Annotated in this window: 2 protein-coding genes; both read right to left on the reverse strand. The window is 65.6% G+C overall.

Going from position 1 to position 1,386, the window contains the following annotated elements; genetic code table 11:
- Nucleotides 1-336 precede the first annotated feature (336 nt).
- Nucleotides 337-705 carry a DUF3846 domain-containing protein gene (locus ACFQ50_RS24520; RefSeq protein ID WP_377998228.1) on the reverse strand — a complete coding sequence of 123 codons (369 nt, stop codon included), beginning with the start codon at nt 703-705 and terminating at the stop codon, nt 337-339.
- Nucleotides 706-790: 85 nt separating this feature from the next.
- Nucleotides 791-1,219: a hypothetical protein gene (locus ACFQ50_RS24525; RefSeq protein WP_377998229.1), complete on the reverse strand. Its 429-nt coding sequence runs from the start codon at nt 1,217-1,219 to the stop codon at nt 791-793.
- Nucleotides 1,220-1,386 lie beyond the last annotated feature (167 nt).

The raw sequence follows: 1,386 nt of genomic DNA on the forward strand, positions 1-1,386 counted from the left end.
ACAGCACTGGACCCCCACAGCCGGCCACGGAGCGAAGCGGAGTGGACGCCCTCCTGGATACGAGCCCCCGCGAGCCTGCGTTACTCCCAGCAAACCGCCAGACGCCCGGGCTAGTATTGGCGTTAGTGTCCCGCCTGGTCCCCCATCAGGCGGGACATTCTTGTCCCTGACGCCGGTGCAAGGTAGCACCGTTTGGTGGGACCGGTGCGGCACGTCAATGCATCGGCCCTTGCCGGTGATGGCGGTCCGCCCCCGGTAACCACGCACACGGCCCGGCCACGGGCGGCGGACCGCCCGCGGTGACCGGCCCGCGAAGGGGCCGGTCACGCGGTTGGTTCAGCTCACCGGCTCGTGCGGTTCCGAAGATTCGTGCAGGCCGAAGAGTTGCTGTGCGATGTCGATCAGGTGCTGTGGCACGTCGCCCTCGTCGCCGTCCCCGGCCTCACCCAGCACCACGACGTCCCCGCAGTACACGTCGGCCAGTACTCCGGTCGCTTCAAGAACCAGGGCGGCGGCGCGACGGTTAGGGGCGAGGTTCAGGATTTTGCCTTCCTCGTTCAGGTAAAAGTGCCAGTCGTCCCGGCTCACGGCCTCGATGTTGCCGCCCACGAGGGCTTGCAGGTTCTTCAATCCTGCGTCGATAGTGTCGATGCGTGCCGGGGCGATGGTGTCGGCGGGGATGATTAGTGCGGTGCAGGTGCTCATGCTGGTTTCCTTTGCTGGTGGTCTATGGGGGTGGGCTGGGCTGTCCGCGTCCAGATGGGCGCGGACAGCCCCGGATAGGGTGGGGTTAGTCGGTCCAGAGGGTGCAGGGTTGCCGGTACTTCGCTGGCATGTCCGCGGCGTTCTCTGGCAGGTCCTCGGGGCCGTGGGCCTGCCCGTGCGTCCAGTTGAAGTGGGCGTGCCTGCTGATTTCCTGCCACTGCCTCGCCTTGGTCCTAAAGAACGCGCAGGTCACGTCGCCCTCGCAGTAGGTGGCGACGCCGAACAGATTCCCGATGGAATCGGCGGTGCGGATCCCGGCGACCATCACGTAGGGCCACTGGCCCAGGTCCCAGCCGTCGCATCCCCAGCTGGGGATGACGGCCCAGCCGTGTTCTCCGATGAGTTCCATCCAGTCGTACCCGTCATTCATGTGGTAGTTGCCGAGCACGGTGACGCCGTCGATGGTTTCGCCGGTGTCTTTGGTGGTCACAGTCCTGGTGATTACTGCGTTCATTTGGTGTTGCTCCTTCTTTGCCGAGAAGTGGGGTGGGTGGGGCGACCAAAGGTGACCGGCCAGCTCCCCTCTCCCCCGTTGTTTTTTGGCTGCTGGCGGAGCTTGCGGAGCTGTGGCCGACGGAGGCCTGTCTACCCAAAGGGCAAGGGCCGGGAAATTCCCGGAGG

The sequence above is a fragment of the Arthrobacter sp. NPDC056493 genome, assembly GCF_042795115.1.
Taxonomy (GTDB): domain Bacteria; phylum Actinomycetota; class Actinomycetes; order Actinomycetales; family Micrococcaceae; genus Arthrobacter.